4 protein-coding genes and 1 pseudogene are annotated in these 6,985 nt (G+C 70.8%); 4 read left to right on the top strand and 1 reads right to left on the bottom strand.

Annotation, left to right across the window (positions count from 1 at the left end):
- The first annotated feature begins 951 nt into the window (after nt 1-951).
- The 4 genes from NBZ85_RS25035 (at nt 952) to NBZ85_RS25020 (ending at nt 5,404) form a co-directional block, all read left to right on the top strand.
- On the top strand, nt 952-1,380 hold the full coding sequence (locus NBZ85_RS25035) for a nitroreductase/quinone reductase family protein (RefSeq protein ID WP_261555127.1): 429 nt from the start codon (nt 952-954) through the stop codon (nt 1,378-1,380).
- Between the two features lie 61 nt (nt 1,381-1,441).
- Nucleotides 1,442-2,434 carry an oxidoreductase gene (locus NBZ85_RS25030; protein ID WP_261555128.1) on the top strand — a complete coding sequence of 331 codons (993 nt, stop codon included), beginning with the start codon at nt 1,442-1,444 and terminating at the stop codon, nt 2,432-2,434.
- A 153-nt stretch (nt 2,435-2,587) separates the two neighbouring features.
- Nucleotides 2,588-2,977 carry a dienelactone hydrolase family protein gene (locus NBZ85_RS25025; protein ID WP_261555129.1) on the top strand — a complete coding sequence of 130 codons (390 nt, stop codon included), beginning with the start codon at nt 2,588-2,590 and terminating at the stop codon, nt 2,975-2,977.
- An 87-nt stretch (nt 2,978-3,064) separates the two neighbouring features.
- Nucleotides 3,065-5,404 (top strand): CoA transferase, encoded by a 2,340-nt coding sequence (locus NBZ85_RS25020; protein WP_261555130.1) that lies wholly within the window; start codon nt 3,065-3,067, stop codon nt 5,402-5,404.
- Between the two features lie 72 nt (nt 5,405-5,476).
- Here the strand turns inward: NBZ85_RS25020 and NBZ85_RS25015 are convergent.
- Nucleotides 5,477-6,985 (bottom strand): annotated as a pseudogene (locus NBZ85_RS25015) (ISAzo13 family transposase); the annotation flags it as partial.

The following is a 6,985-nucleotide window of genomic DNA, read 5'->3' as shown; positions in this document are numbered from 1 at the left end:
TGTGTCGCTCACGGGCGCGGAACCCGGCGGGTCCACGGATGGACGCGGGGGTGGACTCGCAAGCGCCGGCTCGCGGTCGAGTGAACCGTCGGCAGAGACATGAGCTCCTTGGGGGAAACATCCCCGGATCGGCGATCATGCGGGAAGCTAAAACGGTACGCGACGCCACGTCCGGGATGGCAGGGGGCCACCCCTGATGTGTCGATGTGGTGAGCTGCGTGCGCAATCCGCACATGCCGCCTGGCATGGTTGACATTGCGGGGATTTCCCAGCTCAAGGGGCTGTGGGGGGCACCTGGCGAACCACGGTTGTGACTTCCTTGACACCGATCGCGTCCGCGAGCCGACAGCCGTTGGTCGATCCGGCCCGCTGCCACCGGCCCGCCATCGGCCCGCAGTACTGCACGGATGGCGCGCGGGTGCCGGAGGGCAGGTGCGTCCCGTTCGGGGCCACCGCCTCCCCGTTCTGGGGTGGTCGACCCGATCTTCACCGCGGCCCGGATCACAGTGTTGTGTCGCTGCTGTTTCCGGGAAAGGTCGCTCTTCTCGCTGGCCGACGGGCGGAGGTACGTACCTGGAATTCCTGCTGGGCCGGTAACCGGCAATTACCTGGATTGGTGATGTCTGGTTGGTGCTGAATGCGGCTCCCTGTTCGGCCGGGCTGGGCTGGAATTCGGTACGACTTGTCCGGTATGGTGCCGCGGACCGGGACGTTTGCCGGGAAGCCGAGTGACCGACCGTACTCGGCGGATGGTCGGTACCGGGTACCCGGTACCGGGTACCCGGTACCGGGTACCCGGCGTTGAGCGGCCGGTCGGCGGGGGAGAGCCGCCGGGGTCGCCGCCCACCTTGTCCAACGGCAGTATTCAGGGGGGCATCCGGGCAGGCACACGCCGGGACCGGCCGGGTACGGAAAGCCGGAACAGGGCGAGGATGAAACGAGGAGCGAGGCATGCCGAGCACTCGGACACTGAGGCTGCTCAACACTCTGCATCGGGTTCTTCTGAAGGTCACCCGTGGCCGGCTCGGATGGCGGGCGGGTGGGATGCCGGTCCTGGAACTGACCACCACGGGGCGACGCACGGGTAACCCCCACACCCTCATGGTGACCTCGCCGCTGCGCGAGGGATCGACCATCGTCCTGGTCGCGTCGCGGGCCGGCGATGATCATCATCCGGACTGGTTTCTGAATGTCCGTGCGAATCCGGCGGTGGCGGTGCGGGTCAGGGGCGGCCCGTGGCAGCCGATGACGGCCCGAGCGGCCACGCCGGCGGAACGCGACCAGCTGTGGCCTCGCGTCATCGCCGGCAGCCGCCGGTACGAGGGCTACCAGACGAAGACGGCCCGGGTGATCCCCCTGGTCCTGCTGGAACCGCGGTGACCGGCGGCTCGACCACCTCGACCACTTCCGCCACCTTGACCACCCCGACTGCAGGGAAGTGATGAAAGTTCGCAGCACTGACATCGCGCGCTGGACCGTGGCCGACGTGCCCGATCAGCGTGGACGCACCGTCGTCGTCACCGGCGCCAACTCCGGCATCGGCTTCGAGACGGCGAGGGTGCTCGCCGAGCACGGTGCCACCGTCGTCCTGGCCTGCCGCGATGTGGCCCGGGCCCGACGGGCCGCGGCACGGATCCGCGCCGGTGCCCCCACGCCGTACCGCCGGGTGGAGCCGGATGTGCGGGTGGAGCAGCTGGATCTCGCCTCGATCACCTCCGTGCGGTCGGCGGCCGAACGGATCCGGGCGGCGCACCCGCGCCTGGACCTGCTCATCAACAACGCCGGGGTGATGCGCCCACCCCCGGGCCACACCGAGGACGGCTTCGAGCCGACGTTCGGCATCAACCACCTCGGCCACTTCGCCCTGACCGGTCTGCTGCTCGACCGGCTGCTGGCGACAGCGGGGTCCCGAATCGTCACCGTGACCAGCCTCCTGCACCGATACGGGCGCATCGACGTCGAGCACCCGCACAGCCTGCCGTCGGGAGAGCGGCGCTCCCGCCGGCCCTACCCGGACTCGAAGCTCGCCAACGTGATGTTCACCCTCGACCTGCAGCGCCGCCTCGCGCAGGCCGGCGTGTCGACCATCGCGGTGGCCGCGCATCCGGGCATCGCCCGAACCGAGCTGGCCCGCCACCTCCCGCCCCCGGTCCGGGTGTTCATGGGGGCGCGGATGGCACCGGTGATGTCGTGGCTCATCCAGAGTTCGCAGACCGGCGCGTGGGCACCGGTGCGGGCCGCGGTCGACCCGGATGCCCGCGGCGGCGAGTACTACGGTCCTGACGGCCTGTTCCACAGCTCCGGTCCACCCGTCGTCACCGGGTTCAGCGCGCACGCCCGCGACCTCGGCCGGCAGCGTCGGCTCTGGGAGGAGTCCGAGCGGCTCACCGGGGTGATGTGCCTCGTTGAATCCGGACAGTCGCTATCAAGCTGATTTAGACTGCGGGCTGCTTTTCGGGTACTCGTCGTGGAGGCCTGTTCGAGATCGAGGTCCTCGGGCCCGCCATCGAGGGCGAAGGCTACGCGTCGGCGATAGGTCGCAGTGTCGACTGGTTGTCCGAACGCCTGGAGATTGGGGGTGTGTCGGATGTATCCGACACTGCCTGAATCCGAACCGGACGTACAGCTCTCGTACGTGTCGTTACCCACCGCCACGGGTGACGTCACGGCGGTATTACCCTGGCCGACGGCGCCGGGAACCTATCCCGCGGTCGTCGTCGGCGCCGGAGCATGGGGTCTGACCAGCGAGATGGTCGACGTGGCCAGGCGGCTCGCCGGGCAGGGCTACGTGACGATCATGCCGGACTACCTGCGGGGCGAGGGGTTCGGCGACACTGACCACGACGACATGCCCCGCCTGATGCGCTTCATCGACTCCCTCGACTTCCGCCGCGCCAGCGACGACCTGTTCGCCGGGGCCAGCCACCTGGCCGGGCTCGACCCCAGCCAGCCGGTGTTCGCCAGCCGCGACCCGTGACCAGTCCTGGGACTACGCGCCCGACTGTCTGACCAGCCGGCTGTGACACCCGCGTCCGAGAAGAGCCCGAGAAAAAGGGGAGCCCGCATGCCAGAACCACTGCTCGACGGAATCCGGGTCGTCGACCTGTCGACCGGTGTCGCCGGGTCGACGGTGACGATGCTGATGGCCGAGGCGGGCGCGGACGTCGTCCTGGTCGAGCCGCCCGGCGGCCACCCCGACCGGGCCCTGCCCGGCTTCCGTACCTGGGCCCGTTCCAAGCAGTCGCTGGTGCTGGACGTCGAATCCCCCGAGGGGCGATTACGGCTCGACGAGCTGCTGCGCGGCGCCGACGTGCTCGTCCACTCGTACGGTCCCACGACGGCGGCCCGGCTCGGCCTCGACGACGCCACTGTCGGCAGCCGCTACCCCGCGCTGGTCGTCTCGTCGGTACTCGCGTGGCCGGCCAACCACGTCGACGCGGACCGTCCGGTTGACGACCTGCTGGCGCTGGCGCGACTGGGCATCCTCGACGAGCAGCAGGGGCACCGGCCGGGGCCGGTCCACGTCCGGTTCCCGCTCGGCAGCTGGGGGGCCATGTGGCTGTGCGCGACCGGGATCGCGGCCCGGCTGGTGGCACGGGGGCGGACCGGCCGGGGCGGGCCGGTGCACACCAGCCTCGTCCAGGGCGCGCTCGTGCCGATGATGATGCACTGGCACCGGGCCGAGGCGCCGTCGGCCCTGCTCGCGGCGGGCATGCCCAAGGACGGGGCGGTGACACCACTGTTCGAGTGCGCCGACGGCGAATGGATCCACGTCATGCCGCCGTCCCCCGACGACCTGCCGTTGACGAAGCGGGTGTTCGACGAGATGGGTGCCGACGCGGTCGCCGAGGCCAACCGGCGCCACGCCGCGGGGATCATGGCCAGAGCGTTCCCGAACTGGGGAGCCAACGTCGAGGCGTTCCGCCGCCGGCCCGCGGCCGAGTGGCTGGCCGAGCTGTGGTCCAACGACCGGCCGGCCCAGCCCGTGCTGCCGCTCGGCGCGGTCCTCGATGACGAGCAGGCGAAGGCCAACCGGTATGTCACACAGCTCGACGACCCCGAGACCGGCCGCATCACCGTGCCCGGCCATCCGGTCACGCTGGACCCGCCTGCCACCGTCCGCAGTCCGGCCCCCCGCCTCGGTGAGCACCAGGACGTGGCCGCCAGGCACTGGACGCCCCGCAGCACGGCCACCGACCGCGGCCGCGGCCGCGCCGCCGCAGACTCCGACGCAGACTCCGCCGCGGGCGGGCCGGTCGAGTCGCTGCGTTTCCCGCTCCAGGGCTTACGGGTGCTGGACTTCGGCGCATTCCTGGCCGGGCCGTTCGCGCCGATGCTGTTCGCCGACCTGGGCGCCGACGTCGTGAAGGTCGAACCGGTGGCCGGCGAACCTGGCCGCTGGGGCGACTGGCCGTTTGTCGGCTGCCAGCGCGGCAAGCGCGCCGTGGCCCTCGACCTCAAGTCCGAGGCCGCCCGGCCGGCCGTCGAAGCCCTGCTGCGCTGGGCCGACGTCGTGCACCACAACCTGCGCCTCCCGGCCGCCCGCCGGCTCGGCCTGGACGAGCAGGCCGTCCGTGCGGTGAATCCGGACGTGGTGTTCTGTCACACGAGCTCGTACGGTCCGGACGGCGCACGCGCCAACTGGCCCGGCTACGACCAGCTGTTCCAGTCGTCGCTGGGATGGGAGCGGATGGGCGGCGGCGAGGGCAACCCGCCGATGTGGCACCGCTTCGGGTTCATGGACCACCAGTGCGCGCTGTCGTCCGCGGCCGCGACGTTATGGGCGGTCTTAGCCCGGGACCGGACCGGTCGGGCGAGTTCGGTCGCCGCGTCCCTGCTGGGTGCCGGGGTGCTCACCACGAGCGAGACCTACCTGCGACCAGACGGCACCCTCGTCCCGGTGCCGATGCTCGACCAGGCGCAGCTGACCACGACACCGGGACGGCGCCTGCTGGCCTGCGCGCAGGGGTGGGTCGCGATGGCCGCGACCGCTGACAGCGACGTCGCGGCGGCCTGCCAGGCGCTCGGTTGCGGGAGTACGGCGGAGCTCGCGGCGGCGGCTGCCGTCCGCCCGGCCGGTGAGGTGCTCGATCTGCTCGCCGGGGCGGGTGTGGCGGCAGAGGAGGTCCGGCTCGACCAGCGCGACGCGTTCTTCGACTCGGCCGACAACGACGCCGCAGGCCTGATTGCCCGCTACCCCCACCACGACTGGGGCGGCTTCGAGCAGCCGGGCGCACTGTGGGATTTGGGTGACCTGACGACCCAGCTGCATCTGCCCCCGCCGGTACTCGGCGAGCACACGATCGAGGTGCTCACCGAAGTCGGGATCGCCCGCGAAACGATCGACGAGCTGATCGCCGCCGGCGCCGCCACGGCCGCGCCACCGCCCGCCCTCCGTGCTTGAGCTTTTGCTGACCAAAAACACGGGGGTGGGATGTGCGGGGGGTTCGCCCGAGGGAGCCGCCGGAAAATTACTTCAGGGTTTGATGTTGCTTTTGTCGATCAGGTTGGTGAGGTTCTGCGCGGCCGCTGCGGTGATCGGTGCGGGTGGAATGCGCCGGTCGAGGCCTGCGAGGACGGAGGTCATTTCGTGGATCGCGTCGCCGACGGCGCCGCTGGGTGCGCCCAGCAGCCGGGTGAGTGCCTGGTGCTGGGTCTTCCCCCGGTGGCGGATCACGGTGACCAGCAGCCGGTCGGACAGCGACAACGGACCGCGGCGCAGGATGCGCTGGCGGGCGTGCATGTGGTGCAGGCTGATCGGCGGGTGGTCGAGGATGTACCGCTCGACGGAGGCGAGCAGGGCGGCGAACCCGCCCGGGTTCATGCCGGTGATGGTCGGGTGGTGCAGCCAGTCGGGAGCCCGGTCGTCGGGCTGGGTGCGTTCCTCATAGCGCGGGACGACAGCCGGCGCCGGCGGCTGTGGCCGCAGGGTGTAGTTCCACTGTCTGTGCCAGTCGTGGGCGGTCAACGCCAAGGTGGCCATGACGTCGTCGGGCACGACGATGCCGGTGGGGTAGGCGCCGGGGTCGAACTCGGCGTGGACGGTCAGCCCGGTGCGGGTGGTGGTCGCCCCGATCGTGTTGACCACGACCTCGGGGGTCAGCGGGCATCCCCGCCAGTTCGTGCTGATCCGGGAGAATAGCCGGTGCTCGATCGTGTTCCATGTCGAGGTTCCCGGCGGGAAATGGCATACGGTCACCTCCAGACCGGCCGTGTGGGCGAAGGCGGCCAGTTGGGTCTTCCACGCCCGGGGGCGTGTCATGGCGTGACAGGCTCACGCCATGACCCGGTAGCCGTTCGCCCCACCGGCATCGGCGGTGATCAGCAGCCTGTTCGCCTGCGGGTAGCGATATGGGCCTTCCCCGTCCCACCAGCGGCGTAGGGTCGCCACCGCGAACGCGGCGGTGTCCCCGTCACAGCCGACCGCCACCCAGCCGGTGTCGGCGGTGAGATCGTAGACGCCGTAGGGCACCGCCTTCTGCGCGTTCTTCTCGGGAAAGTCATGAGTTCGTACCGGCACCGGCTGCCCGCTGCGGTGCCACTCCCGGCCGGCGACCGCATAGTCACCGAGGACTTCCTTCTTCCTCGTGTCCACGCTGATGACCGGCTGTCCCGCAGCGGTGAACTCCTTCACCCGGTCGTTGATGTAGCGGAACTGGCCGTCCCGGTCGGGATGGCGGGTGCCTTCGGTCGTCCGCGACGTGCCCTGCAGACTGAACCCCTCAGCCTTGAGCAGGGCCGCGACCGTGTCCGCGCCCACCGGATGCCCCTGCCGGGTCAGCTCCGCCGCCAGCACGCGGGTCGATGTCACCGTCCACCGCAGCGGCGACTCCGGATCCCCGCGCTGATCGGGCTCGACCAGTGCCAGCAACGCGCCCACCAGCCGCGGATCCTTCTCCCGCGCCTGCCTACGCCCACCACCGGCACGCCGGACCCGCCCGGACGGCGGCTGGCCACAGTCCAACTCCTGTCTCTTATACACACT

The sequence above is a fragment of the Frankia tisae genome (assembly GCF_025403405.1).
GTDB classification, from domain to species: Bacteria; Actinomycetota; Actinomycetes; order Frankiales; family Frankiaceae; genus Frankia; species Frankia tisai.
This window is presented reverse-complemented; position numbering and strand designations above follow the sequence as displayed.

What these genes read in the sequence shown, in the direction of transcription:
- NBZ85_RS25035 (WP_261555127.1), top strand. Translation starts at nt 952, where the DNA reads ATGCCGAGCACTCGGACACTGAGGCTGCTCAACACTCTGCATCGGGTT.
- NBZ85_RS25020 (WP_261555130.1), top strand. Translation starts at nt 3,065, where the DNA reads ATGCCAGAACCACTGCTCGACGGAATCCGGGTCGTCGACCTGTCGACC.
- NBZ85_RS25030 (WP_261555128.1), top strand. Translation starts at nt 1,442, where the DNA reads ATGAAAGTTCGCAGCACTGACATCGCGCGCTGGACCGTGGCCGACGTG.
- NBZ85_RS25025 (WP_261555129.1), top strand. Translation starts at nt 2,588, where the DNA reads ATGTATCCGACACTGCCTGAATCCGAACCGGACGTACAGCTCTCGTAC.